This is a genomic window from Streptococcus oralis, from assembly GCF_023110435.1.
GTDB classification, from domain to species: Bacteria; Bacillota; Bacilli; order Lactobacillales; family Streptococcaceae; genus Streptococcus; species Streptococcus oralis_CF.
In genome coordinates, this window is sequence record NZ_JALDWB010000001.1 from 216397 (window position 1) to 241634 (window position 25238).

Sequence of the window (25238 nt, forward strand, 5' to 3'; positions counted from 1 at the left end):
GAGAATTTATGAACTTAGTTAAAAAATATACTCCGTTAATCCTTTTTATAGGGCTGGTTGCTCTTGTAATTCTGAATGCATCGAGCTTTATATCAGGAGCAATCTCTCTCTTTGATGTAATATCAACCTTGATTTATGGTGCTGTTATTGCTTTTGTGCTTAATGTTCCTATGAAAAAAATTGAACAGTATTTAGTTAAATTGAAGGTAAAGGCAGAGTTGCGTCGTCCGATTGCCATGGTACTTGTTTTCCTAGCTCTTATCTTAATCGTGATTGCTCTTTTGGTTTTGGTGCTGCCAACCCTAGCTCAGACTATTAGTCAGCTGGGAACAGTCCTTTCAACAGTCCTGACTCAACTTAGGAAATTGCTAGACAGCTCGGAATTTGTAACCAAAGACATGCTGTCAACTATCGTATCAGGAATTCAGGGACAGTCTAGCTCTATTAGTCAAGCTTTGATAACCTTCTTATCCGGTCTGACTAGTAATATAGGAAATATTTTTTCAAGTATAATGAATGCCTTTCTGATTATAGTATTTACCTTTTCATTTTTATCCAGTAAGGAACATCTGGCAGCGATGACGAGTCGACTTCTAAAAGTTATATTTCCAGAGAAAGTGGTGACAAAGTTAACTTGCATTGGACAAGTAGCACTAGAGACTTATGACCAATTTTTGATGAGTCAGCTGATTGAAGCAGTCATCATAGGAGTTATGATAGCGGTTGGTTACAGCGTGTTTGGGATACCCTATGGAGTAATGACAGGTATCTTTGCAGGAGTGCTATCGTTCATTCCTTATGTAGGGCCTATGATTGCTTGTGTTGTGGGAGCGATTTTTATCTTCACAGTGAGTCCTACTCAAGCCTTACTTTCTCTTCTTCTATATCAAGTTATACAGCTGATTGAAGGAAACCTTATTTATCCTAGAGTTGTAGGTCAGTCTATTGGTTTGCCAGCTATTTTCACGCTTGCGGCTGCTAGTATTGGAGGCAATCTCTTTGGCTTACTTGGGATGATATTCTTTACACCGATATTTGCTGTTATCTATCGATTGGTTAAGGAATTTGTCGTTGCAAAGGAAAATCAGCTAGATTAAGAAAAACTAAATTTAATAAGATATACTGAGAAGAGAGTGAGAGATTCTCTTCTCTTTTATTTTTAAATACTTTTCTACAAAAAGCTATTAGACGTTAAAAAAAGCCTTGGTTTCAAGGCTTATTTCTGTTGATTTAGATGTGCCCCCTGCAGGGCTCGAACCTGCGCCCCATAGCTTAAGAGTCTACTGCTCTACCAACTGAGCTAAGGAGGCAACAGAAAAAGCTGAGAATGTAACTTCCCAGCTATTTTAATATGCCCAAAATGGCAGCTAGATTATTTACGAAAGGCATCAAGGATATAGGTGAAACCAACAATTAAAAATGCAAAGGCAACGACATAAACGACAAAGACACTTGTAGCTACTGGATTGAACAAAATCACTAGACCTAGTAAAAATGCAAGCAACGCTATCCACATGATATGGTTGCCAATAATAGGGAAAATCAATCCCAGACGATTGCCTTTAAAGAAAACTATAATGGCTTCTACAATTAACCAAATTCCTAAAATAGTTGGAATGACAACTGGCAGCGTCACAAAGCCATAGGCAACGAGGTAAAGAGCTAAGAGAAGATTAACAATCCCTTGGAAAAGATGAGCTGGTGAGCGAAGCTCTTTTGGTACAGAGAAATAGCCTAAAATAGCTGCTATAGAAGAAACCAGTAAACCAAATGCAATCCACCAGCTGTAAGCAACAAGATTAGCTACTGGGTTTGTAAATAGGAAAAGTCCTAAAAGGACAAAAACAACTCCTGCAAGGAATAGCAGTAAACGATTAGAAAATTTCATTTCAATACCCCCTATATAGTATAGTATAGTTTGATAATAAAAATATTATACACCTTTTTAGAGGAAATGTCAATAAACAAAATGGAAAATTTGGAAGTTTCAGTCTGATTTATGAAAAGAAAATCAGTTTTTATTATTTTGAAAATAAAAAGAGAAGATAAAATTTGTCTTCTCTACATGAAAATATTGTATGGAATCAAAGCAAAAGTAACTGGCTTTACACTATTTGTAAAGATGTAATTTGATTCAAAAAGAAAAGATAGATTTAAAATGTGGGACAAATGATGGGGTAAATCAGTTATAGACAAGCAAAAAAAGCCTTGATTTACAAGGCTTTTTCCTGTTGTATTTAGATGCCCCCTACAGGGATCGAACCTGTGACCCACGGATTAAGAGTCCGCTGCTCTGCCAGCTGAGCTAAGGAGGCAAAGAAAAAAGCTGTATTGGTGCCGAAACTTCACGGTTTGTATTGAACCCGCGCAATTAAGCAGGTGGGCAACTCGCTCTAACTGAAGCTGTTTCCGTGTGAGACGGCCTACATGCTGTTAGAAGACTTTTGTTTCCCTAATAATACAAAAAATAGTCGGTCAACACTTAAGTGTGAAGTCGTACACCACAGCGTTTCTATGTTTATATAATACCACTTTTTCAAAAAAAATCAAGAGGTAAGTGCAATTTTTTGAAAAGGATTTCAGATTTTTCGCAAACGGTCGATAGCTTCCTTTCTTTGAGCCAAAGCCCGTTCATATTTACCAGTATCTTCTGCTTGGAAATAGTGATGATTACGAATTTTTTCTGGCAAATAGTCTTGCTTGACCCAATTTCCAGGATAGTTGTGTGGATAGAGATAGTCTTGGGCATTCCCTAGTTCCTTGCTTCCACTGTAGTGACCATCACGCAGGTGTCGCGGAATAGGCAAGTGCCCTGATGTTTTGAGGTCAGCAAGTGCCTTATCCATAGCCACATAAGCTGAGTTGGATTTTGGAGAAAGGGCCAAATCAATCACGACATTGGCAATGAGAATACGTGCTTCTGGGAAACCAATCTTTTGAGCAGCATCCAGAGCAGTCACAGTGTGAATCTGGGCTTCAGGATTGGCCAAACCGATATCTTCATAAGCGATAACAGTCAAACGACGAGCGAGACTTGGCAAATCACCAGCCTCGATCAAGCGGGCAGCATAGTGAAGACTGGCATCAACATCTGAGCCACGGATAGACTTTTGCAGGGCAGATAGAACGTCATAGTGACCGTCTCCATCCTTGTCCATGGTAATGTAGCTCCGCTGCAGGCTACTTTCCATGATGTCTAGAGTGATATGGCGGATGCCCTTATCATTCTCAGGGGTAGAGAGAACTGCCAAATCCAGCGAGTTAAAGGCAGAACGCAGGTCTCCGTTTGTAGAGGTTGCGATGAAATCCAGCGCGTCTTCATCTAGTTCTACTGGAAAATCAAAACCACGCTCAGGGTTACTTAGAGCTATCTGCAGGGCCTCTTTGACGTCTTGGTTAGACAGAGGTTCCAACTCAAAAATTTGAACACGGCTACGAATGGCAGGAGTGACAGAAAAGAAAGGATTTTCAGTTGTAGCCCCAATCATGATGACCAGTCCACTTTCCAAGAGAGGCAAGAGGAAGTCTTGCTTGGTTTTATCTAGTCTATGAATCTCGTCTAGTAATAGGACGAGACCACCTGAAAATTTAGCCTCTTCCGCGATTTCTTGCAGTCGCTTTTTACTATCAACTGTCGCATTGAAAGTTCGAAAGGCATACTTTGTTGTTCCAGCGATGGCAGAGGCAATACTGGTCTTGCCGATGCCCGGAGGTCCGTAGAGAATCATGGAAGACAGACGGTTGGCTTCCACCATGCGACGGATGATTTTTCCAGGTCCGACCAGATGCTCCTGACCGATGACCTGGTCTATGGTTTTAGGGCGCATGCGAAGCGCGAGATTGTCTGGCATAGCAGTCCTTTCTAACGTGGATTTTCTGATGTATATGTGGTAAGATGGTAGTATCTATTTTAGCATATTTCCGAGCAATCGGGGCGATTTAAGAGTCGCATAGAAAGAGGACAAAATGGCAACATACGGATTTTTAGATGTTTTAGAGGAAGAGTTGGAGAAGAATTTTCCCTTTGACTTTGAGATTAGTTGGGACAAGCGCAACCACGCGGTTGAAGTGAGTTTTTTGTTAGAAGCGCAAAATGCTGCAGGTGTGGAGATGGTGGATGAGGACGGAGAGGTTTCGTCAGATGACATTCTCTTTGAAGAAGCAGTTCTTTTCTACAATCCTGCTAAATCAACAGTCAATGCAGAAGACTATTTGACTGTCATCCCTTACTTGCCTAAAAAAGGATTTTCTCGTGAATTTTTAGCATATTTTGCTCTTTTCCTTAAAGATACTGCTGAGGTTGGGCTAGATGCCCTTATGGACTTTTTGGAAGACCCAGAAGCAGAAGAATTCGTCATGGAATGGAACCAAGAAGTCTTTGAAGAAGGAAAAGTCGGCTTGGAAGAGGGAGAGTTTTATCCTTATCCGAGATACTAGGAGTTTGACATGGACATAGAGATTTCTGATTTCACAGGCTGTAAGATTGCTTTGTTTTGTGGGGATAAGCTTTTGACTATCTTACGCGATGATAAGGCAAGCATTCCCTGGTCCAATATGTGGGAACTTCCAGGCGGTGGACGTGAAGGTGATGAAAGTCCTTTTGAGTGCGTGGCGCGTGAAGTTTTTGAGGAACTGGGAATTCATCTGACTGAGGATTGTCTGCTTTGGAGTAAGGTTTATCCAAGTATGCTTTTTGCGGATAAACAATCTGTATTTCTAGTCGGTCAGTTGACACAGGACCAATTTGACAGTATCGTATTTGGAGATGAAGGTCAGGGCTATAAATTGATGAACATTGAGGAATTTTTGACATCCAGTCAAGTTGTACCTCAGTTGCAAGAGAGATTAAAAGATTATTTAAAAGTAAGTGATTAGAAAGGATGGTTCGGTTAAATTTCTAAACTGAACCCGCCCTAAACACTGTGCCAAAAAGATAAACTTCTCTTAGACACAAGCGTCTTCAGAGAATTTCCTATTTTGGCTTTGTGTTTTACGGGCTTGGTATCTTAAATATGGAAACATGGCAAGAGTTAAAAGTTACAGTGAAGCGTGAGGGGGAGGAGTTGGTTTCCAACCTCTTGATTGAGCTGGGAGCGCAAGGTGTTGCGATTGAAGACAGTATGGACTATGTGGGAAATGTTGACCGCTTCGGCGAGATTTTCCCAGAGGTCGAGCAGCAAGAAGAAATCGTTGTGACCGCCTACTACCCTGAAACGGTGGATGTGGCAGTGGTTGAAGCAGACTTGCAGGCTCGCCTAGCAGAATTGACAGATTTTATGGATTTGGGAGAGGTCAAAATGGGGACGACTGCCTTGGCTGAGGAAGATTGGGCAGACAACTGGAAGAAATACTATGAGCCAGCTCGTATCACTCATGATTTGACTATCGTGCCGTCGTGGACAGACTATGAGGCGACTGCGGGAGAAAAGATTATCAATCTAGATCCTGGTATGGCTTTCGGGACAGGAACCCACCCAACTACCAAGATGAGCCTCTTTGCTTTGGAGCAGGTTCTTCGTGGTGGCGAAACTGTGCTAGATGTGGGGACTGGTTCAGGGGTTCTCTCTATTGCCAGCTCGCTACTTGGTGCCAAGGAAATCTTTGCCTACGACCTGGATGATGTAGCAGTTCGAGTTGCTCAGGAAAATATTGAGCTAAACCCTGGTATGGAAAACATCCATGTAGCAGCAGGAGACTTGCTTAAGGGAGTTGAGATTGAGGCAGATGTGATTGTAGCTAATATCTTGGCGGATATCCTTGTTCATCTGACGGATGATGCTTATCGCTTGGTCAAGGATGAAGGCTACCTCATCATGAGTGGAATTATCAAGGACAAGTGGGACATGGTACGCGAGTCGGCTGAGTCAGCTGGATTTTTCCTTGAAACCCATATGATTCAAGGGGAATGGAATGCCTGTGTCTTTAAGAAAACAAAGGATATTTCAGGTGTGATTGGAGGCTAGCATGCAACAGTATTTTGTCAAAGGCAGTGCAGTCTCTCCTGTCACTATCGAGGACAAGGAGACCAGCAAGCATATGTTTCAGGTCATGCGCTTGAAAGAAGATGATGAGGTTACCTTAGTCTTTGATGATGGGATTAAGCGATTGGCGCGCGTGCTGGATGTTGAAAATCGTCAGTTTGAGTTGGTTGAAGAGTTAGCTGACAATGTGGAACTACCAGTCCAAGTGACCATCGCATCCGGCTTTCCTAAGGGAGACAAGCTGGAGTTTATCGCTCAAAAAGTAACCGAACTCGGAGCCCGTCAAATCTGGGCCTTCCCAGCAGACTGGTCAGTTGCCAAGTGGGATGGCAAGAAATTGGGTAAAAAGGTTGAAAAACTAGAAAAAATTGCCCTTGGAGCAGCAGAACAAAGCAAGCGTAATTTGGTCCCAAATATCAAGCTTTTTGAGAAGAAAGGAGATTTTCTAGCCCAACTTGACCAATTTGACCGCATTGTAGTGGCTTATGAAGAGTCGGCAAAAGAAGGAGAAGCCGCTGCGCTTTTACAAGCAGTTAATGGACTCGAGAAGGGAGCAAAATTGCTCTTTATCTTTGGTCCAGAAGGTGGTCTGTCACCTGCAGAAATCGAAAGTTTTGAAGCTAAAGGAGCCGTCTTGGCAGGCCTAGGACCTCGCATTCTAAGAGCAGAAACAGCGCCACTTTACGCCGTATCAGCCCTTAGTGTTTTATTAGAATTAGAGAAATAAGAGGAAGAAAATGGAACAAAAACACCGTTCAGAATTTCCAGAAAAGGAACTTTGGGATTTAACCGCCCTATACCAAGACCGTGAGGATTTCTTGCGAGCAATCGAAAAGACTCGCGAAGATATCAACCAATTTAGCCGTAACTACAAAGGCAATCTTCACACTTTTGAGGATTTTGAAAAAGCCTTTGCAGAATTGGAACAAATCTATATCCAGATGAGTCATATCGGCAATTATGCTTTTATGCCTCAGACGACAGACTATAGTAATGAGGATTTTGCTAATATCGCCCAAGCTGGTATGGAATTTGAGACAGATGCCAGTGTAGCCTTGACTTTCTTTGACGATGCCTTGGTGGCAGCAGACGAGGAAGTCTTGGATCGTTTGGGTGAACTGCCACATTTGACGGCAGCTATTCGTCAGGCTAAAATCAAAAAAGCCCACTACCTAGGGGCAGATGTGGAGAAGGCCTTGACCAATCTGGGTGAAGTTTTCTACAGTCCACAGGACATTTACACTAAAATGCGAGCTGGAGATTTTGAAATGGCTGACTTTGAAGCTCATGGCAAGACCTACAAAAACAGCTTTGTAACTTATGAGAATTTCTACCAAAACCATGAAGATGCTGAAATTCGTGAGAAATCTTTCCGTTCCTTCTCAGAAGGACTTCGTAAGCACCAAAATACGGCTGCCGCAGCCTACCTTGCTCAAGTCAAGTCTGAAAAATTATTGGCAGATATGAAGGGATATGACTCAGTTTTTGATTATCTTTTAGCTGAGCAGGAAGTAGACCGTGCCATGTTTGACCGACAGATTGACCTCATCATGAAGGACTTTGCGCCAGTTGCTCAGAGATACCTTAAGCATGTTGCCAAGGTGAATGGTCTTGAAAAGATGACCTTTGCTGACTGGAAATTGGACTTGGACAGCGCTCTGAATCCTGAAGTGACCATTGACGACGCCTATGATTTGGTCATGAAGTCAGTAGAACCTTTGGGACAAGAATATTGTCAGGAAGTTGCGCGCTATCAAGAAGAACGCTGGGTGGACTTCGCTGCCAATAGTGGCAAGGATTCTGGTGGTTATGCGGCGGATCCATATCGTGTGCACCCTTATGTCCTCATGAGCTGGACAGGTCGTTTGAGTGATGTCTATACCTTGATTCATGAAATTGGGCATTCTGGTCAATTTATCTTTTCAGATAATCACCAAAGCTACTTCAATGCCCATATGTCGACCTACTATGTTGAAGCGCCATCAACCTTCAATGAATTGCTTCTCAGTGATTATTTGGAGCACCAATCTGATGACCCGCGTCAAAAACGTTTTGCCCTTGCTCACCGCTTGACAGATACCTACTTCCATAATTTCATCACCCACCTCTTGGAAGCAGCCTTTCAGCGTAAGGTTTATACATTGATTGAAGAGGGAGAAACCTTTGGAGCAAGCAAGCTTAACAGCATTATGAAGGAAGTCTTGACGGATTTCTGGGGAGATGCCATTGAAATTGACGACGATGCGGCACTCACTTGGATGCGCCAAGCTCACTACTACATGGGCTTGTATAGCTACACTTACTCAGCCGGACTAGTCATCTCGACTGCGGGTTACCTCCATCTGAAAAACTCTGAGACTGGAGCTAGAGACTGGCTCAATCTCCTCAAATCAGGTGGCAGCAAAACACCACTTGAGTCAGCCATGATTATCGGAGCGGACATCTCAACAGACAAACCACTCCGTGATACCATCCAGTTCTTGTCAGACACAGTTGACCAGATTATCGCCTACAGTGCTGAGTTGGGGGAGTAGGGCTTAGACAGACTCCTAGGAGAACGATATGAATAGAATCAAAAAATGGCTGGAACAAAATCCCCAAAGAATGCTCTTTATCAAAATAGGCCTAGTCTTGTTAGGCATCATTTTATTGATTGCTTTGCCTACTCTCTATCTTGTTTTGAGCGGAGTTGGTATTTGGTATTTTGTAAAGAAATCGCCAGATATTCGAAAAAGAAATCTAATGATAGGGCTTTTCATTGTCAGTTTTGTTGCGGTTGCTCTTCAAACCCCAACAGTCACAAAGAAAATTTCATCTTCTCAATCAGAAACTAAGCAGACTACGACATCTACTACTTCGGCAGCTTCAACCACGGATACTTCATCTAGTATAGAGGAAGCAAAACGAATCGAAGAAGAGAAAAAAGCTAAAGAAAAAGCGGAAGAAGAGAGAATTGCCAAAGAAAAAGCTGCAAAGGAGTTGCAAGAAAAAGGTGAAACCTTAGTCAAACAATTGGAAGAAAGTCAAGATGCGAGTCAAGTGAAGTCTGCTAAAGAAACAGTTAATCAGATTGAAAATAACGACAAAAAGACAGAGTTGCTTGATAGGATAGGTGCGGTTGAATCATCAATTTCTCAAAAAGAGGAAGAAAAAAGAATTGCACAGGAAGCTGAAACCAAAGCTCAACAGCAAGATAGAATTGTCTATGTTGCAAACAATGGAAAATCAAAAGTTTATTGGTATAGTAAGGATAGAATGCCTTCAAAAACTAATAAAGCTAACGTTGTTGAGATGACAGAAGCAGATGCAATTGCAGCAGGAAAACGTCCATCGAAAACAGAATAAGAAAGAAAGTCATCTTCGGATGACTTTTTGATAAGCTAATAGAAATCCAGAGGTACTAGGGATGTATCAAGTATTACAAAGAAAAGTGACAGAAGAAAAACCAAGCTATAGCCGAGAAGAAATTCAGTGGTTGCTTGAGCACTTGGGAGATGCCTCTCCAAAAATTCGAGACGAACTTGTTTTTACGAGTTTGGCTAGAGGGATTCAAGAAGAGTTGTTTTCCCTTGAGCAGTTTCAGTTTATCTCAGAAGAGGTCTCCTCTGATGAAGGACTATACAAGGAGATTGATAGTAGAGGAGTTTCGGCTCTTAAACGTTCTTTTAGGGCGCTTATTTATGCCAATCTACTGTCCTGCGATGGTACTAAGGAATCACTTTATTACCAGCAGTTGTCTTCTCCTATCAGGGCTACCATGCTAAATCAAGGATTGTACTATCTTACAAAGGAAAAAGAGACGACGGGCTACTCTCATCAGTATGGTTGGGTTCACGCTTTTGCGCATGGGGCTGATCTTTTGACGGAAGTTATATGCCATCCTAGCTTTCCAAAGTCAGATATAGCCGAAGCATTTGAAATCATTGGGAAAATCTTTAAAGGAGTTGATATTCGTTTTACAAATGATGAAGATTGGCGGTTAGCCAGAGCGTTTTATGAACCAATCTTACGAGGGAAAATCGAAACGTCTCTACTCACTGCTTGGCTGCAAACAGTCGAATTTCCCCTGAAAGAAGCAAATGATTTCCAGAAATTTTCCAATTTCAGATCCTGTCTGTTGGAAGTCTATATCAAACTTGATCAGAAAAACTTTTTACAAGATGAGTTGAAAGAAGCTATTCAATCTTTTCAATACTAGGAATTAGCCGGTCATTTCATGATTTTCAAATAACTTTCCAGTCAATTTTCTTGAAACCCTTTCCTTCTTTTGATAGACTAATACATAGTTTAAAAAAAGGAGACTTATCATGAAAAAATTTGTTGCTGAATTAATCGGTACGTTTATGCTTGTGTTCATCGGAACAGGAGCCGTTGTTTTTGGAAATGGTACAGAGGGTCTTGGACACCTTGGAATTGCTTTTGCCTTTGGTTTGGCAATCGTAGTCGCAGCTTTCTCAATCGGAACTGTTTCAGGTGCGCACTTGAACCCAGCTGTTTCAATCGCTATGTTTATTAATAAGCGTTTGTCATCTTCTGAGCTTGTAAACTACATCCTTGGACAAGTAGTTGGAGCTTTCCTTGCGTCAGGTGCGGTCTTCTTCCTCTTGGCTAACTCAGGAATGTCAACTGCTAGTCTTGGTGAAAATGCCTTGGCAAACGGTGTCACTGTCTTTGGTGGTTTCTTGTTTGAAGTTATTGCAACTTTCTTATTTGTCTTGGTTATCATGACTGTAACATCAGCAAGCAAAGGAAATGGCGCGATTGCTGGTTTGGTAATCGGTTTGTCTTTGATGGCAATGATTCTTGTGGGATTGAACATCACTGGACTTTCAGTAAACCCAGCTCGTAGCTTGGCTCCTGCTGTATTGGTTGGTGGCGCAGCTCTTCAACAAGTTTGGATTTTCATCCTTGCTCCAATCGTTGGTGGTGTACTTGCAGCTCTTGTTGCGAAAAACTGCCTTGGAACAGAAGACTAAGAAACGAAAAAGGAGTCCTGTCCTCAGTTTGAGGAACAGGACTTTTTCTATGCAAACAAAAAAAGCACTCCCATTTTGAGTGGGAGTGTTTCGTGATTAACTCAATTCAGCAAGGATGGCCTTGATTTGTTCCGCAGTGTGAACACCTGCAACCTGTTTCACCACTTGACCGTCTTTTTTGAAGAGAAGGGTTGGGATAGACATGATTCCAAAAGCACGAGCTGTATTTGGGTTTTCATCTACGTCCATTTTAACGATTTTCAAGACATCTTCTGAAAGTTCTTCAGACAATTTGTCCAAGATAGGACCTTGCATACGACATGGACCACACCAAGTTGCCCAGAAGTCTACCAAGACCAAACCATCTTTTGTTTCTTGTTCAAATGTTGCATCTGTAATTGCTTTTGCCATTGTATTTCTCCTTTTTACTTATATTGGCTTAAATCTTGTTTCATGAGATAGAAGAAGACATCTCCATAAGTCCCATGGTAGTCCAAATCATGACCATTGTAGGTTAATTTTTGGACAGTGTAGTAATCCGCGACGCCGATAAGGCAGGCTTGTTGTGAACGTTTAAAGTCTTGGTAAGACTCGAAAGTCATGGTTCTCTCTTGCTTGCTGGCGTCTAGGTAGGTAATTTCGATCATATAAAACTCCTTTGTTCGATCTTGACTTTATTTTACTCCTTGAAACGAGGAATGTCAAGAAAAATGATTGCGCACGCAACTTTTTTAAAAAAATCTGATTAAGAAATGAAATCAAGACTCGTTTCCAGTCTTTCTTCGACGGCTTTTTGCAGGTAAGCTAGGGTTGTTTGTCCCTCGTCAGTCAGACAGATAAAACTAGCCCGTCTATCCTGATCGCAACACCGGCGACTAAGCAAACCGCAGTTTTTCTCTTCTAGGCGAGCCACCATCCGAGAAACAGCGCTCGGGCTGAGATGGAGTTTATCTGGCAGGTCAATCTGCCGTAAGGATTTTTCATCAGCTAGGTCCAGATAGTAGAGCAGATAAAACTCTTTCAAAGTCAGCCTTTGTTCACTCTGCTGAGCAATGGTTTCTTCTAACAAGGCTTCTATTTCCTTTTGACGGCGATTGTAGTCAAACCACTTTTCCAAATAGGTCATTGCTTTCTCCTTTCTTTTTACAGTTAAAATCACAAAGTCATTACTGACTGTCTTTGTAACATAAGATGATTGCGCATGCAATGATTATACTACTTTTAGCTAATCCTTGCAAGAAAGAAAAATTTCGATATTTCCTTGAAATTTTCTGAAAAAAGAGTAAACTGGTATGCAAGAATTCTATTTCAAGGAGTTTGAGATGAAGTTATATGTTCAATTAATGATTCTCTTTGTGATTTCTCTAATCGGTGAGGGAATCTCCAGTTTCTTTCATCTGCCTATCCCAGGCAGTATTATCGGTTTGATTATTCTTTTTCTAGCCCTACAATTCAAGTGGCTGAGAACGAGGCATGTCAACATGGTGGGGAATTTCTTGCTGGCCAATATGACCATTCTCTTTTTGCCGCCAGCAGTGGGTATCATGGAAAAGTTTGATGTGATTGCCCCCTATCTCTTGCCCATCGTCTTAATTGTCTTTTTTGCGGCTGTCATCAATATTATCCTCATCGCCCTAGTGGTTCAGTTTATCAAGCGACGATTTGAGGGAGATTATGAGAAAGGAGAAGCCAAATGAGTGAATTTGTATCCAATCCCCTGTTTGGGATTGCATTATCTATCCTAGCTTATCTAGTAGGAATGTTGATTTATAGGCGTTTCCCCCACCCATTGACAACGCCTTTGCTTTTGTCGGCAATTTTTATCATTATTTTCCTAAAGGTAACGGGTATTTCTTATCAAGATTATTACCAAGGTGGGGTTTATCTGAACAACTTGATAGTCCCATCGACCGTAGCTCTAGGGATTCCGCTTTATAAGAGTTTTCACTTGATGAAGCACCATGCTCGGAGTATTCTCTTTGGTAGTCTGCTAGCAGTAGTTGTCAATACTAGCTTCACCGCTATAGTAGCGAAAATATTTGGCATGGACTTTTTCCTAGCCATTTCTCTCTTTCCCAAGTCAGTGACAACCGCCATGGCAGTGGGGATTACTGAAAAATTGCAAGGTTTAACGACTGTGACCTTGGTCGTCGTAGTGGCAACTGGGATTTTAACTAGTGTTATCGGACCAACCCTTTTGAAGTGGTTGAAAATTGATGATCCAGTGGCAGTGGGACTTTCTCTTGGAGGAACAGGGCATGCTGTCGGAACGGGAACGGCCTTTCGATACGGCTCTGTAGCAGGTGCCATGGGTGGCTTGGCTATCGGTGTCACTGGTATTCTCTATGTCTTTGTTAGCCCCATCGTAGCCAGCTTGATATTGAGTTAAAGCAAAACCCAGCTCTTGTAAGCTGGGCGTTTTTTATTGCAAGTTAACCTTATTTTTCAAGATATAGTAGGTTCCGAGGTAGTAGATAATTGCTAGAATGAAATCTTTGAGGATATCAACGCTAATTAGGAGGTTAAAATCATAATCCATTCGGAAGAAGATAGAAATATAACCAATCACGATGTTAAGCACGATATAGGCTAAAATTCCCATAGCGGTACGATACTCGTTAAATAGTTGACCAATTGAGATACAAAGGTAAATAGATAAAATCCAAGTAATTGAACCCACCAGAAGAGAGAGGGCATAGAGCCAACCGTAGCCGAGATAAGGGGAGATAAATCGATAGAGGAGTGGCAAATCTTTCACTACAGGGGTGAGTGAGAAGATAATAATGATACTCAAGATAAATACAATATAGCTTATGATTGACCAAATGAGAGCACCTAGTAATTTGGCGGTGATGATCTGGTGTTCAGAGACGGGCAGAGTCAATGTCAGATAGCCCTGACGATCGTAGACACTTCCCTTGAAGCGTCGAACGATTAGAAAGATCGTCGCGATCCAGAGAGTAACGCTGAGCCCACCAAAAACTAAGATCAGAAAGCCTAACAGATAGTAGGGATCATTACCATAGCTAGTGTAGGTCTGACTAATACCAGAAATGGATGCACCAATCAAAACCGAAATTGCAAGCACAGCACCGTAGAGTGCTAGGTACCATTTATTGACATTTTTAAATTCATAACGAACTAGATTCCAAAACATAATAATCTCCTTTGCTTAGGCTTTAAATTCCTGGCGGAAGAGCTGGTCAATGGATTCGCCTGACTCGTAACGAATATCATCAACATTTCCTTGACGGACAACTTTTCCGTTATTTAGGAAGATGATTTCATCCAAGATAGGCTCAATATCTGAAATCAAGTGGGTAGAAATCAAAACAGTTGAAGTTGGTGAGTAGTTGTTGATGATGGTGTTCAAGATATAGTCACGGGCAGCCGGGTCCACACCACCAATCGGTTCGTCGAGCACGTAGAGACGAGCTTCACGGCTCATAACGAGGATTAGTTGAACCTTTTCCTTGTTTCCTTTTGACAATTTCTTGAGGCGACTGTTTTCATCAATGCCAAGATCTGCTAAAAGGTGCTGAGCCCGCTCAAGATTGAAATCTTGGTAGAAAGTTTTAAAGTAGGTCAGTGCTTCTTTGATTTTCATCTGTTCATTCAGATAAGTCGTGTCTGGTAGATAAGAGACAATGGCTTTGGTAGCAGGACTTGGGTCCATGTTGTTAATGAGGACACGACCTTGGTCTGGTTGGAGAAGTCCGTTGATCAGCTTGATCAAGGTTGTTTTTCCAGATCCGTTTGGACCGAGAAGCCCGACGATTTTTCCAGCGGGAATCTCAAGGGAAACATTGTTAAGGGCTGCTGTAGCCCCATAGGATTTGGATACATTTTCAAATGCTAGTAATGTCATAATTTTACACTCCTTTGATGTATTCGCTAAGCACACTTGGCAGTTCTTCTTTTTGATACCCGAATTGAAGCATGCCCGTTACAAAGTTTTTCAGTTGCTCCTCAGAAAGCTGTTTGCGGGACTGAACGATGAGATCTAAGTCCTCAGTGACAAAACGACCAGTAGTCCGCTTGCTATAAACGAAGCCCTCGCGCTCAAGATCAGACAAGGCGCGCTGAATTGTATTGGGATTGACCCCAGCCTCGCTCGCTAGTTCCCTTACGGTTGGGAGCTGTTGGTTGGGTTCCAGTTCATGGGAAACAATCTGTAATTTGATTTTTTCCATAATCTGCAAATAAATGGGTTTTGTATTATCAAATGACCAGGACATCATAGTCTCCTTTCTTTTTCTTTATTGTTCTAATTAAATAATACAATAAAACAAAAAACTTGTCAAGTAAAAATAAGAATTGTTTTGGGAATTGCTCAAAAAATGGTATAATGAAAAGAAAACGACAAGGAGGAGAAGCATGCGTTGTCCAAAATGTGGGGCTACCAAGTCTAGTGTTGTTGATAGCCGTCAAGCCGAAGAAGGAAATACCATCCGTCGAAGACGTGAGTGCGACGAGTGTCAGCATCGTTTTACAACCTATGAACGAGTTGAAGAACGAACGCTGGTTGTCGTCAAAAAAGACGGTACACGAGAACAGTTTTCAAGAGATAAAATCTTTAATGGGATTATCCGCTCAGCTCAGAAGCGCCCTGTTTCGAGTGATGAAATCAACATGGTGGTCAATCGTATCGAGCAAAAACTCCGTAGTCGCAGTGAGAACGAGATTCAAAGTGAATACATTGGAGCCTTAGTCATGGAAGAATTGGCAGAGCTGGATGAGATTACCTATGTTCGTTTTGCTAGTGTTTACCGTAGCTTTAAGGATGTGAGTGAGTTGGAGAGTCTGCTCCAGCAGATTACCCAGTCCTCTAAAAAGAAAAAGGAAAAGTAAATGAAGCCAAATGACCGTTTTTCTTTTCTAAAGAATAATCGGGTGTCGCAAGATACCTCTTCTCTGGTGCAGTGCTACCTCCCGATTATCGGTCAGGAGGCACTGAGCCTCTATCTATATGCCATTACCTTTTGGGATGGAGGGGAAAAAGAACACCTTTTTGCCAATATTCTCAACCATTTAAACTTTGGCATGCCTAGCTTGTTGAATTCTTTTAAAGTCTTATCAGCTTTGGACTTGTTGACCCTTTATCAAAAGGGGGAGAGCTATGAATTACAGCTTCATTCTCCCCTTTCAAGTCAGGAATTTTTGCGGCATTCTATTTACCGCACACTGTTGGAAAAAAAGATTGGGGATACAGCTGTTTCTACTATGAAGCAGGTTCCAAGTGAGGGAGAAGCACTTTCTGTTTCCTTGAGCCAAGTTTTTCCAAACCTGACTGAAGAAGTGACTCCAATCGAGTCTAAAATCAAGATGAAAAATGATTTTGACTTGGGACATTTCCAGCGTCTGATGGCTCGAGATGGCTTGCGTTTTAAAGACGCGCAGGCGGATGTTTTGGAATTGTTTGCCATCGCAGATGAAAAAAAATGGACCTGGTTTGAAACCTATCAATTAGCCAAGGCGACAGCGGTAGCTCAGGTTATTGCAGTCAAACGCATGCGTGAAAAGATAGCACAAAAGCAGGTATCTTCTGACTTTAGCCCCAAAGAAATGACCATTATCAGGGAAGCCAAAAATAAAACTCCCCTGCACTTTTTAGCGGAAATCAAGCAAACGCGTAAGGGGAACATCACCCAAAGTGAAAGAGAACTCCTTCACCAGATGGCATCTTTAGGCTTGTTGGACGAAGTCATCAATATCGTCTTACTTTTAACCTTTAACAAGGTTGATTCGGCCAATGTCAATGAAAAATATGCTATGAAAGTTGCCAACGACTATGCCTATCGTAAGATTCGAACAGCAGAAGAAGCTGTGCTTCGGATTCGAGAGCGTCAGCAAAAAGGTCAGGAAGACCAAAAATCGAAAACTAGCTCGACTAAGACCAATGTTCCCAAGTGGAGCAATCCAGAATATAAAAATCAAACCAGTGAGGAAACTCGTCTGGAACTAGAACGCAAAAAACAAGAAATGTTAGCCCGATTAGAAGAAGGAGGAGACTAGATGGAAAGTGTTGGTGATGTAATCAAACGTCAGACAAGTCGTTTTCAGTATCAGGACTTGGTCCAGCAGATCATGAAGGACCCCGATGTAGCGGCTTTTATCCAGAAAGAATCCCTCAACCAAGAGGAGTTAAATCGTAGCATCTCCAAGTTCAACCAATATATTACAGAACGGGACAAGTTTCTTCGTGGGGATGCGGACTATATAGCGCGTGGCTACAAGCCTATCTTGGTCATGAATCACGGTTATGCGGATGTGTCTTATGAAGAAACACCTGAACTAATCGCGGCTGAAAAAGAGGCGGCAATCAAGAATCGCCTTAAGTTGATCAATCTACCAGCAAGTCTCAAGAAAGCGAAATTGGCTCAGATTGACCTGGATGATCTAGGACGCTTGCCAATTTTTGAGAGACTCTATGCCTTTGTTGACCTTTACCCTAGTATCCGAAAAGGTCTCTATCTTTACGGAGATTTTGGTGTCGGTAAGAGTTTCATGATGGCGGCCCTGGCTCACGACCTATCTGAAAAACGTGGTGCTTCAACAACCATTCTCCACTATCCAAGTTTTGTCATTGATGTGAAAAATGCCATCGGTGAAGGATCTGTGAAGACCTTGGTAGATGAGATCAAGTTAGCTGAAGTCTTGGTCTTGGATGATATTGGCGCGGAGCAGTCGACTCCTTGGGTGCGTGATGAGATTCTCCAAGTTATTCTCCAGTACCGCATGCAGGAAGATTTGCCGACCTTCTTTACTTCCAACTTTAGTTTCCAAGATTTGGAAAAACATTTTGCCAAAGGAAAGAATGGAAATGATGAGACTTGGGAAGCTAGACGGGTCATGGAACGAATCCGTTATTTAGCAGAGGAAACAAGACTAGAAGGAGAAAATCGCCGATGACAGAAACCATTAAACTGATGAAAGCTCATACTTCAGTTCGTCGCTTTAAGGAGCAAGAAATTCCTCAAGCAGACTTGGACGAGATTTTAACTGCTGGACAAATGGCGTCATCTTGGAAAAATTTCCAATCCTACTCTGTGATTCTTGTACGCAGTCAGGAGAAGAAAGATGCTCTTTATGAATTGGTTCCGCAGGAAGCCATTCGTCAGTCAGCAGCCTTTTTGCTCTTTGTTGGTGACTTGAATCGAGCTGAAAAGGGAGCAAGCCTTCATACAGATACTTTCCAACCTCAAGGGGTAGAAGGTCTCCTCATCACCTCGGTAGATGCGGCTCTTGCTGGTCAAAATACCCTGCTTGCGGCTGAGAGTCTGGGATATGGTGGTGTGATTATCGGTTTGGTCCGTTACAAGTCAGAAGAAGTGGCAGAGCTTTTTAGCTTGCCTGACTATACCTATCCCGTTTTTGGGATTGCCCTCGGCGTGCCAAATCAACAACATGATGTCAAACCAAGACTACCTTTGAACCAAGTGGTATTTGAAGAAGAATACCAAGAACAGCCAGTTGAAGCGATTTTGGACTATGACAAAGTTCAGGCAGACTATGCTGGTGCGCGTGCGACAACCTCTTGGAGTCAGCGTTTGGCAGAGCAGTTCGGTCAAGCCGAACCTCGTTCAACTCGGAAGAATCTAGAACAGAAAAAGTTATTGTAGAAAGTGAGAAAACATGGCCTTACCAACTATTGCCATTGTGGGACGTCCCAATGTTGGGAAATCAACCCTATTTAATCGGATCGCTGGTGAGCGGATCTCAATCGTAGAAGATGTCGAGGGTGTGACACGTGACCGTATCTATGCAACGGGTGAGTGGCTCAATCGTTCCTTTAGTATGATTGATACTGGAGGGATTGACGACGTCGATGCTCCCTTCATGGAGCAAATCAAGCACCAGGCAGAAATTGCTATGGAAGAAGCCGATGTTATCGTCTTTGTGGTGTCTGGGAAAGAAGGAATTACGGATGCAGATGAGTACGTAGCTCGTAAACTTTATAAGACCCATAAACCTGTTATCCTTGCCGTTAACAAGGTTGACAACCCTGAGATGCGAAATGATATCTTTGATTTCTATGCGCTAGGCTTGGGTGAACCGCTGCCAATTTCGTCTGTCCACGGTATTGGTACAGGGGATGTGTTAGACGCCATCGTCGAAAATCTACCACACGAAGTCGAAGAAGAAAATCCAGACGTGATTAAATTTAGCTTGATTGGCCGTCCTAACGTTGGAAAATCTAGCTTGATCAACGCTATTTTGGGAGAAGACCGCGTGATTGCCAGTCCAGTAGCTGGAACAACGCGTGATGCCATTGATACCCACTTTACAGATGCGGATGGCCAAGAGTTTACCATGATTGATACAGCTGGTATGCGTAAGTCTGGTAAAGTCTATGAAAATACGGAGAAATATTCTGTCATGCGAGCTATGCGTGCCATTGATCGTTCTGACGTGGTCTTGATGGTCCTCAATGCCGAAGAAGGTATTCGTGAGTACGACAAGCGTATCGCAGGTTTTGCCCACGAAGCAGGTAAAGGGATGATCATCGTGGTCAACAAGTGGGATACTCTTGAGAAAGACAACCACACCATGAAAAAATGGGAAGAAGATATCCGTGAGCAGTTTCAATACCTGCCTTACGCACCGATTGTCTTTGTATCCGCGCTTACCAAGCAACGTCTCCATAAATTGCCTGAGATGATCAAGCAAATCAGTGAAAGTCAAAATACCCGTATCCCATCAGCTGTCTTGAACGATGTCATCATGGATGCCATTGCTATCAATCCAACACCGACAGACAAAGGAAAACGCCTCAAGATTTTCTACGCAACCCAAGTGGCAACCAAGCCACCAACCTTTGTCATCTTTGTCAACGAAGAAGAACTCATGCACTTCTCTTACCTGCGTTTCTTGGAAAATCAAATCCGCAAGGCCTTTGTCTTTGAGGGAACACCGATTCACTTGATTGCAAGAAAACGCAAGTAAACCTTGCTTGTTTTCCTATAAAAATAAATTGAAAGAAGACTGTGAGGTCTTCTTTTTTCTATCTAAAAGGGAAGAAAAGAAGCTATCAAATTGGAGGAGAAATCTGTCATTAAAATTCAATCATTTTCCTAGCTTTTGTAATCTATTTGTAATGAAAATGCACTTTCTTTGTAAAAATCAAAATGCTATAATTCCTTAAATCAATTTTCCTTTATCAGGGAGGTTATTATGAAAAGAATCAGATTATTTAAAAATAGTTTGTTGGTTCGCTTGCTTGGATTGTTGATGGTCTTTCTCTTCTTGTCAGCATTCACAGCACTTGAAAAACCTGAGTATGGGATTTATGACCCGGATCATTATCTAACCGAGGAGGCAATCAGACTGATTCGAGGCTTGAACAAGGTAAATAGTCAAAAAACAGAAAAATTCCAAATAGGCGTTTACGTTGTGAAAAGCCTAGATGGAGAAACAATCGAAACAGTCGCCAATGAAACAGCTAGAGCTTGGAAGATTGGCTACTCGGGAGATAACCATGGTGCCTTGGTCGTCGTAGCAGTCCAAGATAGAAAATCACGGATTGAAACCAGTAATAATGTGGCCAGTAAGATCACAGACTATCAGACTCACAGGTTCTTGACAACAGCACGCCCTTATTTTCAAAAGGGAGACTATAATAATGGAGTTCTCTCAATAGTAAATAATCTCAACTACATATTCTATAGTGGCTCGAGTACGACTTCTTCAAGTTCTAAAAGTAGTTACGACTATGCTACTAATCCTAGTCGCTTAAGAGAAATTGAAAAGTATGCTGATGAGAGGAGTTCTTCGAGACGGAATCGAAAAAGTAGCTTCGATGACGGAGTCCTCGGATTTGGAGTTCTCATTTACTTCATCGTGATGATTATCGTATTTATATCTGGAGGTCGTGGTGGTTCTCGTCGCGATGATTCTAGCGGTGGCTGGTGGGGCGGTGACTCATCAGACTCAGGTTCCTCTTGGTCTGACTCAGGCTCCGACTCATCTGGTGGCTGGGACGGCGGTGGCTTCGATGGTGGCGGTTCGTCTGATGACTGGTGAGTGATTGTTTATAGAATACAAACTGATTTTTCCATACAGTAAGGTGACTCCCTTTGCAACAGTTCACTCCTTAATTAAAAATAAAAACAAAATTTGGGAAATTGATTTAAAATCTGAGTATTTTCTCAGAAAAGTTGATAAAAGAAAGTGTTAAGGTTTTAATATGAAACAAAATAAAGTAATTCTCTCAATAGTGGCGATCTTCTTTGGACTACTAGTTCTGGGAAGTTGTTCCGCAGTGACGACCTATAATGGTCTGGTTGGTGAACAGACTAAGGTGGAGCAGGCTCAGGCCGATGTATCGACAGCCCTCCAACGTCGTTCGGACTTGATTGGTAACTTGGTGGAGTCTGTTAAAGGACAAATGAATCATGAAACCGAAGTCTTTACCAAGATTGCTGATGCTAGAGCTAAAATCGGTAGTAGCTCAGTAACTTCGGAAGAAAACCAAAAGGCTCAGGGAGAATTGAGCTCTGCTCTTTCCCGCTTGATTTCCTTGACGGAGAATTATCCAGAACTCAAGAGCAATCAAAATGTTGAGCAACTAATGGTGGAACTTTCAGGAAGTGAAAATCGTATCTTTGTAGCACGCAAGGATTATAATAAAGTCGCAGCCGAGTACAATCAAAAGTTGAGAAGTTTTCCAACCGTGCTTTTTGCGAATATGATGAACTTTAAAGAAGCTGAAACCTTTAAAGAAACAGAAGAAGCCAAGACAGTTCCTAAGGTCGATTTTGGAACATCTTCATCAAGTCAATAAAGTGAATCAGCCTATGAATAGAGGGATTTCTCTAGCATGACTAGTGATTTCAAACTCAAGCCTGGAAAGTCTTTTCTAGGTTTTTTTGGTATAATAAAATAAAAAGAAATCTTGGAGAAGCTATGCTGGAAAGACTTCTGCAGCTAGTGGTTTTGTCACCTTACTTTTATTTTTTTCATTGGATTGAGAAGGCGGACAAAGATAGTAAATATTTTGTGTTTTTCTATTACTTTTACTGGATTTATCTCCCTTTGTGGGCTTTGTTCAGTATCGCTTTTACCGTTTTTTCATTCTTAATTTTCAATATTGTCTTGAAAAATCCTGCTGATTTAACAATTTGGGGGATATGGTTCCTTTTAGTTTTTTTGTCTCTTGTGAATGACTGGAAAATATATGCCTGTTTAAAGAGAATGTTCAAGCTGAAACAAGAGAACAAAACGAGGACATCCATCAATAGCTAAAGTTTAAAGGAGGTTCCCAATGTTCAAAATAAAGCAGTTCATTCATCAATACTACAAAACCTACATTCTTACGATTTGCTTGTTATGGCTGCTGGTCTTTTGTCTTCCATGGGATTTGCAAATAGGAGGAGTTTCGATTTATTTCTTCATCATGAAAAAACTCTTTGTCGTCTTTGGTGTATTGGCAATCTTTTTCTCAGTACTGACTAAAAAGATGAGTCTCTTCCTCTTTGGAGTGCTATTTTGCATGGCCTTCTGGATCAATCTTTTCCTGATTTTTGGAATTTTGCCAGCTCTGCTTGGCAATTAAATTTTTGTGTGAAATGTAGTCCATAAAAAGCTAAGAGGCTGATCTAGAGGTCAGCCTCTTTTCCCTGTTGAAACGCGGATTCTTTCTTGAAAATTAAGAGTAAATGTGCTAGAATTAAAAGAACATTCTAAAATATTCAGAATCTAAAGTAAGGAAAATAATGGCTAATATTTTAAAAACGATTATCGAAAATGATAAAGGAGAACTTCGTCGTCTGGAAAAGATGGCAGACAAGGTTCTCAAATATGAAGATCAGATGGTAGCCTTGACGGATGACCAGCTAAAAGCAAAAACAGATGAATTTAAGGAACGTTACAACAAGGGTGAATCGCTGGATTCATTGCTCTATGAGGCTTTTGCAGTAGTACGTGAAGCTGCCAAGCGTGTTCTTGGACTTTTCCCATATAAAGTTCAGGTCATGGGTGGGATTGTCCTCCACCATGGAGATGTGCCAGAAATGCGTACAGGTGAAGGGAAAACCTTGACAGCGACGATGCCTGTATACCTCAATGCCCTTGCAGGTGAAGGGGTTCACGTAGTAACGGTCAACGAGTATCTAACGGAACGTGATGCGACTGAGATGGGTGAATTGTACTCATGGCTTGGTTTGTCAGTAGGGATTAATTTGGCTGCTAAGTCACCAATGGAGAAGAAAGAAGCCTATCTTTGTGATATCACCTACTCAACTAACTCAGAGATTGGTTTCGACTACCTTCGTGACAACATGGTTGTTCGGGCAGAAAACATGGTACAGCGTCCGCTCAACTATGCTTTGGTCGATGAGGTTGACTCGATCTTGATTGATGAAGCTCGTACTCCTTTGATCGTTTCAGGAGCCAATGCTGTGGAAACTAGTCAGCTGTATCATATGGCGGATCACTTTGTCAAATCTTTGGACAAAGATGACTATATCATCGACATTCAGTCTAAGACTATTGGTTTGTCTGATTCAGGGATTGACAAAGCTGAAGGCTACTTCAAGTTAGAAAACCTCTACGATATTGAAAATGTAGCTCTTACTCACTTTATCGATAATGCCCTTCGTGCCAACTATATCATGATTCTCGATATCGACTATGTGGTTAGCGAAGAGCAGGAAATCCTGATCGTCGACCAATTTACAGGTCGTACCATGGAAGGTCGTCGTTATTCTGATGGCTTGCACCAGGCGATTGAAGCCAAGGAAGGTGTGCCAATTCAAGACGAAACTAAGACTTCAGCTTCTATTACTTACCAAAACCTCTTCCGTATGTATAAGAAATTGGCAGGTATGACAGGTACTGGTAAAACAGAAGAAGAAGAATTCCGTGAAATCTACAACATTCGTGTTATCCCAATCCCAACTAACCGTCCAATCCAACGTATCGACCACTCAGACCTTCTCTATGCTAGCCTTGATGCGAAATTTAAGGCCGTGGTTGAAGATGTAAAAGCTCGTTACCAAAAAGGTCAGCCAGTCTTGGTAGGTACTGTTGCCGTTGAAACGAGTGATTTCCTTTCTAAGAAATTGGTCGAAGCAGGTGTTCCTCACGAAGTCTTGAATGCGAAAAACCACTACAGAGAAGCTCAAATCATCATGAATGCTGGTCAGCGTGGTGCGATTACCATCGCAACCAACATGGCCGGTCGTGGTACCGACATTAAGCTTGGTGAAGGGGTTCGTGAATTGGGTGGCCTTTGCGTCATTGGTACAGAACGTCATGAGAGCCGTCGTATCGATAACCAGCTTCGTGGACGTTCCGGACGTCAAGGAGACCCAGGCGAGTCACAATTCTACTTGTCTCTTGAAGATGATTTGATGAAACGTTTCGGTTCAGAGCGTTTGAAAGGTATTTTTGAACGACTCAACATGTCTGACGAAGCCATTGAATCCCGTATGTTAACGCGTCAAGTGGAAGCAGCTCAAAAACGTGTCGAAGGAAACAACTACGACACTCGTAAACAGGTCCTTCAATACGATGATGTTATGCGTGAACAACGTGAGATTATCTATGCACAACGTTATGATGTCATTACTGCCGACCGTGACTTGGCACCTGAGATCCATGCTATGATTCGTCGTACGATTGGACGTATCGTGGATGCACATGCTCGTTCGAAAGAAGACGAAAAACTAGAAGCAATCTTGAATTTTGCTAAGTACAACTTACTTCCAGAAGATTCAATCAGCCGTTCAGATCTTGCAGGTCTGCCAGATCAAGCCATCAAAGATGAACTGTATCAACGTGCATTGAAGGTTTATGATAGTCAAGTTGCTAAACTTCGTGATGAAGATGCAGTGAAAGAGTTCCAAAAGGTTTTGATTCTACGTGTTGTAGACAACAAGTGGACTGATCATATCGATGCTCTTGACCAGTTGCGAAATGCTGTTGGTCTTCGTGGCTATGCTCAAAACAACCCGGTTGTAGAATACCAAGCAGAAGGTTTCCGCATGTTTAACGACATGATCGGATCGATTGAGTTCGATGTGACCCGTTTGATGATGAAAGCACAAATCCACGAACAGGAAAGACCACAAACAGAACACAATATCAGTACGACTGCGACTCGTAATATCGCAGCACAACAGACTCATCTTCCAGAAGATGTGGACTTGAGCCAAATCGGACGCAATGACCAATGCCCATGTGGATCTGGTAAGAAATTCAAGAACTGTCATGGTAAAAGACAATAATATGAGATAAGATACAGGCGGATACCTGGTGAAAATACATTTTTACTTGGTGT

Annotated in this window: 29 protein-coding genes and 2 tRNA genes; 21 read left to right on the forward strand and 10 right to left on the reverse strand. The window is 41.9% G+C overall.

The window, feature by feature from the left end; genetic code table 11:
- Positions 1-8 precede the first annotated feature (8 nt).
- A complete protein-coding gene (locus M1F97_RS01080; protein ID WP_247943917.1) occupies positions 9-1097 on the forward strand; it encodes an AI-2E family transporter in 1089 nt (362 codons plus the stop codon).
- 140 nt (positions 1098-1237) lie between these two features.
- Here M1F97_RS01080 and M1F97_RS01085 read toward each other — a convergent pair.
- The 4 genes from M1F97_RS01085 to M1F97_RS01100 all read right to left on the reverse strand — a co-directional run bounded on the left by M1F97_RS01085 (position 1238) and on the right by M1F97_RS01100 (position 3851).
- Positions 1238-1310: transfer RNA gene (locus M1F97_RS01085), tRNA-Lys, on the reverse strand.
- A 62-nt stretch (positions 1311-1372) separates the two neighbouring features.
- Positions 1373-1888 (reverse strand): DUF308 domain-containing protein, encoded by a 516-nt coding sequence (locus tag M1F97_RS01090; RefSeq protein ID WP_000672740.1) that lies wholly within the window; start codon positions 1886-1888, stop codon positions 1373-1375.
- 354 nt (positions 1889-2242) lie between these two features.
- A tRNA-Lys gene (locus tag M1F97_RS01095) sits at positions 2243-2315 on the reverse strand.
- Positions 2316-2579: 264 nt separating this feature from the next.
- A complete protein-coding gene (locus M1F97_RS01100; protein ID WP_247943918.1) occupies positions 2580-3851 on the reverse strand; it encodes a replication-associated recombination protein A in 1272 nt (423 codons plus the stop codon).
- A gap of 115 nt (positions 3852-3966) precedes the next feature.
- Between M1F97_RS01100 and M1F97_RS01105 the strand changes: the two genes are divergently transcribed.
- From M1F97_RS01105 to M1F97_RS01140, 8 genes are all read left to right on the forward strand, one after another.
- Positions 3967-4437, forward strand: coding sequence for a DUF3013 family protein (locus M1F97_RS01105; protein ID WP_049531867.1), 471 nt, complete (start codon positions 3967-3969; stop codon positions 4435-4437).
- A 9-nt stretch (positions 4438-4446) separates the two neighbouring features.
- Positions 4447-4875 carry an NUDIX hydrolase gene (locus M1F97_RS01110; RefSeq protein WP_247943919.1) on the forward strand — a complete coding sequence of 143 codons (429 nt, stop codon included), beginning with the start codon at positions 4447-4449 and terminating at the stop codon, positions 4873-4875.
- 137 nt (positions 4876-5012) lie between these two features.
- Positions 5013-5963: a 50S ribosomal protein L11 methyltransferase gene (prmA, locus tag M1F97_RS01115; RefSeq protein WP_247943920.1), complete on the forward strand. Its 951-nt coding sequence runs from the start codon at positions 5013-5015 to the stop codon at positions 5961-5963.
- Position 5964: 1 nt separating this feature from the next.
- A complete protein-coding gene (locus M1F97_RS01120; RefSeq protein WP_247943921.1) occupies positions 5965-6708 on the forward strand; it encodes a 16S rRNA (uracil(1498)-N(3))-methyltransferase in 744 nt (247 codons plus the stop codon).
- Between the two features lie 10 nt (positions 6709-6718).
- Entirely contained in the window at positions 6719-8515 is a 1797-nt protein-coding gene (gene pepF / locus M1F97_RS01125) for an oligoendopeptidase F (protein WP_247943922.1), read from the forward strand.
- 28 nt (positions 8516-8543) lie between these two features.
- Positions 8544-9326, forward strand: a complete 783-nt coding sequence (locus tag M1F97_RS01130) for a hypothetical protein (protein ID WP_001079823.1) — start codon at positions 8544-8546, stop codon at positions 9324-9326.
- 61 nt (positions 9327-9387) lie between these two features.
- Complete coding sequence (locus tag M1F97_RS01135; RefSeq protein ID WP_000285315.1) at positions 9388-10179, forward strand: DUF2785 domain-containing protein; 792 nt, start codon at positions 9388-9390, stop codon at positions 10177-10179.
- Between the two features lie 109 nt (positions 10180-10288).
- Positions 10289-10957, forward strand: a complete 669-nt coding sequence (locus M1F97_RS01140) for an MIP/aquaporin family protein (protein ID WP_000714828.1) — start codon at positions 10289-10291, stop codon at positions 10955-10957.
- Between the two features lie 96 nt (positions 10958-11053).
- Here the strand turns inward: M1F97_RS01140 and trxA are convergent, their stop codons facing one another.
- The 3 genes from trxA to M1F97_RS01155 form a co-directional block, all read right to left on the reverse strand.
- Positions 11054-11368 carry a thioredoxin gene (trxA, locus tag M1F97_RS01145; RefSeq protein WP_247943923.1) on the reverse strand — a complete coding sequence of 105 codons (315 nt, stop codon included), beginning with the start codon at positions 11366-11368 and terminating at the stop codon, positions 11054-11056.
- A 14-nt stretch (positions 11369-11382) separates the two neighbouring features.
- Positions 11383-11604 carry a DUF4649 family protein gene (locus M1F97_RS01150; RefSeq protein ID WP_247943924.1) on the reverse strand — a complete coding sequence of 74 codons (222 nt, stop codon included), beginning with the start codon at positions 11602-11604 and terminating at the stop codon, positions 11383-11385.
- Positions 11605-11702: 98 nt separating this feature from the next.
- Positions 11703-12083 carry a MarR family winged helix-turn-helix transcriptional regulator gene (locus M1F97_RS01155; protein WP_143989374.1) on the reverse strand — a complete coding sequence of 127 codons (381 nt, stop codon included), beginning with the start codon at positions 12081-12083 and terminating at the stop codon, positions 11703-11705.
- A gap of 196 nt (positions 12084-12279) precedes the next feature.
- Here M1F97_RS01155 and M1F97_RS01160 point away from each other — a divergent pair, with 196 nt between their 5' ends.
- Positions 12280-12654, forward strand: a complete 375-nt coding sequence (locus tag M1F97_RS01160; protein WP_061452895.1) for a CidA/LrgA family protein — start codon at positions 12280-12282, stop codon at positions 12652-12654.
- The gene (locus M1F97_RS01165) at positions 12651-13346 is read left to right on the forward strand and encodes an LrgB family protein (protein ID WP_001288937.1); all 696 of its coding nucleotides are present in this window, start codon (positions 12651-12653) and stop codon (positions 13344-13346) included. The genes M1F97_RS01160 and M1F97_RS01165 overlap by 4 nt, the downstream gene beginning before the upstream one ends.
- A 33-nt stretch (positions 13347-13379) precedes the next feature.
- On the opposite strand, the gene M1F97_RS01170 is transcribed toward M1F97_RS01165, so the two are convergent.
- From M1F97_RS01170 to M1F97_RS01180, 3 genes are read right to left on the reverse strand one after another with little or no spacing between them, the layout of a single operon-like run.
- Positions 13380-14114 carry a hypothetical protein gene (locus tag M1F97_RS01170; protein WP_000498778.1) on the reverse strand — a complete coding sequence of 245 codons (735 nt, stop codon included), beginning with the start codon at positions 14112-14114 and terminating at the stop codon, positions 13380-13382.
- Positions 14115-14129: 15 nt separating this feature from the next.
- Positions 14130-14825: an ABC transporter ATP-binding protein gene (locus M1F97_RS01175; protein WP_084946298.1), complete on the reverse strand. Its 696-nt coding sequence runs from the start codon at positions 14823-14825 to the stop codon at positions 14130-14132.
- Between the two features lie 4 nt (positions 14826-14829).
- Entirely contained in the window at positions 14830-15195 is a 366-nt protein-coding gene (locus tag M1F97_RS01180) for a GntR family transcriptional regulator (protein WP_000119121.1), read from the reverse strand.
- Between the two features lie 139 nt (positions 15196-15334).
- On the opposite strand from M1F97_RS01180, the gene nrdR reads away from it, so the two are divergent.
- The 10 genes from nrdR (at position 15335) to secA (ending at position 25185) form a co-directional block, all read left to right on the forward strand.
- Positions 15335-15808 carry a transcriptional regulator NrdR gene (gene nrdR / locus M1F97_RS01185; protein WP_001203677.1) on the forward strand — a complete coding sequence of 158 codons (474 nt, stop codon included), beginning with the start codon at positions 15335-15337 and terminating at the stop codon, positions 15806-15808.
- Positions 15809-16972 (forward strand): DnaD domain protein, encoded by a 1164-nt coding sequence (locus tag M1F97_RS01190; RefSeq protein WP_247943925.1) that lies wholly within the window; start codon positions 15809-15811, stop codon positions 16970-16972.
- The gene (gene dnaI / locus M1F97_RS01195) at positions 16973-17869 is read left to right on the forward strand and encodes a primosomal protein DnaI (protein ID WP_000446479.1); all 897 of its coding nucleotides are present in this window, start codon (positions 16973-16975) and stop codon (positions 17867-17869) included.
- Complete coding sequence (locus M1F97_RS01200; protein ID WP_247943926.1) at positions 17866-18579, forward strand: NADPH-dependent oxidoreductase; 714 nt, start codon at positions 17866-17868, stop codon at positions 18577-18579. Before dnaI ends, M1F97_RS01200 begins: the two co-directional genes overlap by 4 nt.
- A gap of 13 nt (positions 18580-18592) precedes the next feature.
- Positions 18593-19903 carry a ribosome biogenesis GTPase Der gene (der, locus tag M1F97_RS01205; protein ID WP_001207684.1) on the forward strand — a complete coding sequence of 437 codons (1311 nt, stop codon included), beginning with the start codon at positions 18593-18595 and terminating at the stop codon, positions 19901-19903.
- 228 nt (positions 19904-20131) lie between these two features.
- On the forward strand, positions 20132-20980 hold the full coding sequence (locus M1F97_RS01210; RefSeq protein WP_000822461.1) for a TPM domain-containing protein: 849 nt from the start codon (positions 20132-20134) through the stop codon (positions 20978-20980).
- Positions 20981-21143: 163 nt separating this feature from the next.
- Positions 21144-21740 (forward strand): LemA family protein, encoded by a 597-nt coding sequence (locus tag M1F97_RS01215; RefSeq protein WP_000812473.1) that lies wholly within the window; start codon positions 21144-21146, stop codon positions 21738-21740.
- A gap of 122 nt (positions 21741-21862) precedes the next feature.
- Entirely contained in the window at positions 21863-22201 is a 339-nt protein-coding gene (locus tag M1F97_RS01220) for a hypothetical protein (protein ID WP_125844364.1), read from the forward strand.
- A gap of 19 nt (positions 22202-22220) precedes the next feature.
- Positions 22221-22511: a hypothetical protein gene (locus M1F97_RS01225; protein WP_125844362.1), complete on the forward strand. Its 291-nt coding sequence runs from the start codon at positions 22221-22223 to the stop codon at positions 22509-22511.
- A 160-nt stretch (positions 22512-22671) separates the two neighbouring features.
- Positions 22672-25185, forward strand: coding sequence for a preprotein translocase subunit SecA (gene secA / locus M1F97_RS01230; RefSeq protein ID WP_247943927.1), 2514 nt, complete (start codon positions 22672-22674; stop codon positions 25183-25185).
- Positions 25186-25238: the final 53 nt, after the last annotated feature.

What these genes read in the sequence shown, in the direction of transcription:
- M1F97_RS01080 (WP_247943917.1), top strand. Translation starts at nt 9, where the DNA reads ATGAACTTAGTTAAAAAATATACTCCGTTAATCCTTTTTATAGGGCTG.
- M1F97_RS01090 (WP_000672740.1), bottom strand. Translation starts at nt 1,888, where the DNA reads ATGAAATTTTCTAATCGTTTACTGCTATTCCTTGCAGGAGTTGTTTTT.
- M1F97_RS01100 (WP_247943918.1), bottom strand. Translation starts at nt 3,851, where the DNA reads ATGCCAGACAATCTCGCGCTTCGCATGCGCCCTAAAACCATAGACCAG.
- M1F97_RS01105 (WP_049531867.1), top strand. Translation starts at nt 3,967, where the DNA reads ATGGCAACATACGGATTTTTAGATGTTTTAGAGGAAGAGTTGGAGAAG.
- M1F97_RS01110 (WP_247943919.1), top strand. Translation starts at nt 4,447, where the DNA reads ATGGACATAGAGATTTCTGATTTCACAGGCTGTAAGATTGCTTTGTTT.
- prmA (WP_247943920.1), top strand. Translation starts at nt 5,013, where the DNA reads ATGGAAACATGGCAAGAGTTAAAAGTTACAGTGAAGCGTGAGGGGGAG.
- M1F97_RS01120 (WP_247943921.1), top strand. Translation starts at nt 5,965, where the DNA reads ATGCAACAGTATTTTGTCAAAGGCAGTGCAGTCTCTCCTGTCACTATC.
- pepF (WP_247943922.1), top strand. Translation starts at nt 6,719, where the DNA reads ATGGAACAAAAACACCGTTCAGAATTTCCAGAAAAGGAACTTTGGGAT.
- M1F97_RS01130 (WP_001079823.1), top strand. Translation starts at nt 8,544, where the DNA reads ATGAATAGAATCAAAAAATGGCTGGAACAAAATCCCCAAAGAATGCTC.
- M1F97_RS01135 (WP_000285315.1), top strand. Translation starts at nt 9,388, where the DNA reads ATGTATCAAGTATTACAAAGAAAAGTGACAGAAGAAAAACCAAGCTAT.
- M1F97_RS01140 (WP_000714828.1), top strand. Translation starts at nt 10,289, where the DNA reads ATGAAAAAATTTGTTGCTGAATTAATCGGTACGTTTATGCTTGTGTTC.
- trxA (WP_247943923.1), bottom strand. Translation starts at nt 11,368, where the DNA reads ATGGCAAAAGCAATTACAGATGCAACATTTGAACAAGAAACAAAAGAT.
- M1F97_RS01150 (WP_247943924.1), bottom strand. Translation starts at nt 11,604, where the DNA reads ATGATCGAAATTACCTACCTAGACGCCAGCAAGCAAGAGAGAACCATG.
- M1F97_RS01155 (WP_143989374.1), bottom strand. Translation starts at nt 12,083, where the DNA reads ATGACCTATTTGGAAAAGTGGTTTGACTACAATCGCCGTCAAAAGGAA.
- M1F97_RS01160 (WP_061452895.1), top strand. Translation starts at nt 12,280, where the DNA reads ATGAAGTTATATGTTCAATTAATGATTCTCTTTGTGATTTCTCTAATC.
- M1F97_RS01165 (WP_001288937.1), top strand. Translation starts at nt 12,651, where the DNA reads ATGAGTGAATTTGTATCCAATCCCCTGTTTGGGATTGCATTATCTATC.
- M1F97_RS01170 (WP_000498778.1), bottom strand. Translation starts at nt 14,114, where the DNA reads ATGTTTTGGAATCTAGTTCGTTATGAATTTAAAAATGTCAATAAATGG.
- M1F97_RS01175 (WP_084946298.1), bottom strand. Translation starts at nt 14,825, where the DNA reads ATGACATTACTAGCATTTGAAAATGTATCCAAATCCTATGGGGCTACA.
- M1F97_RS01180 (WP_000119121.1), bottom strand. Translation starts at nt 15,195, where the DNA reads ATGTCCTGGTCATTTGATAATACAAAACCCATTTATTTGCAGATTATG.
- nrdR (WP_001203677.1), top strand. Translation starts at nt 15,335, where the DNA reads ATGCGTTGTCCAAAATGTGGGGCTACCAAGTCTAGTGTTGTTGATAGC.
- M1F97_RS01190 (WP_247943925.1), top strand. Translation starts at nt 15,809, where the DNA reads ATGAAGCCAAATGACCGTTTTTCTTTTCTAAAGAATAATCGGGTGTCG.
- dnaI (WP_000446479.1), top strand. Translation starts at nt 16,973, where the DNA reads ATGGAAAGTGTTGGTGATGTAATCAAACGTCAGACAAGTCGTTTTCAG.
- M1F97_RS01200 (WP_247943926.1), top strand. Translation starts at nt 17,866, where the DNA reads ATGACAGAAACCATTAAACTGATGAAAGCTCATACTTCAGTTCGTCGC.
- der (WP_001207684.1), top strand. Translation starts at nt 18,593, where the DNA reads ATGGCCTTACCAACTATTGCCATTGTGGGACGTCCCAATGTTGGGAAA.
- M1F97_RS01210 (WP_000822461.1), top strand. Translation starts at nt 20,132, where the DNA reads ATGAAAAGAATCAGATTATTTAAAAATAGTTTGTTGGTTCGCTTGCTT.
- M1F97_RS01215 (WP_000812473.1), top strand. Translation starts at nt 21,144, where the DNA reads ATGAAACAAAATAAAGTAATTCTCTCAATAGTGGCGATCTTCTTTGGA.
- M1F97_RS01220 (WP_125844364.1), top strand. Translation starts at nt 21,863, where the DNA reads ATGCTGGAAAGACTTCTGCAGCTAGTGGTTTTGTCACCTTACTTTTAT.
- M1F97_RS01225 (WP_125844362.1), top strand. Translation starts at nt 22,221, where the DNA reads ATGTTCAAAATAAAGCAGTTCATTCATCAATACTACAAAACCTACATT.
- secA (WP_247943927.1), top strand. Translation starts at nt 22,672, where the DNA reads ATGGCTAATATTTTAAAAACGATTATCGAAAATGATAAAGGAGAACTT.